Genomic DNA, 260 nt, shown 5'->3' on the forward strand with positions numbered 1-260 from the left:
AAACATACCGACGAATGGAGACCACGAAATCCACCAAGCCCAGTAGAACACAGTCCAACCGTGCAGCCACGCTTCATCTTCACGGCCGTGAGGATTACTCAACGGAATAATGTTTTCGATGTAAGCCATCAATGTAGTTGGTATGGAAGCAAAAGTAACGGCATAACCAATCAGCGCAACCAGAACTAGTAGCATAAAAGCAACTAACATGTTGATATTACTGATAAATTTAACACCGCCATCAATACCACGGACTACAG

The 260-nt window shown here is 43.8% G+C and carries 1 protein-coding gene; it reads right to left on the minus strand.

Features of this window, described 5'->3' with window-relative positions; all coding sequences use genetic code 11:
* Window positions 1-260, minus strand: a 260-nt coding sequence (locus FTW16_RS12805; RefSeq protein ID WP_186728060.1) for a BCCT family transporter, incomplete at both ends; no start/stop codon positions are given.

The organism is Vibrio sp. T20, assembly GCF_007858795.1.
In the GTDB taxonomy this organism is placed as follows: Bacteria; Pseudomonadota; Gammaproteobacteria; order Enterobacterales; family Vibrionaceae; genus Vibrio; species Vibrio satsumensis.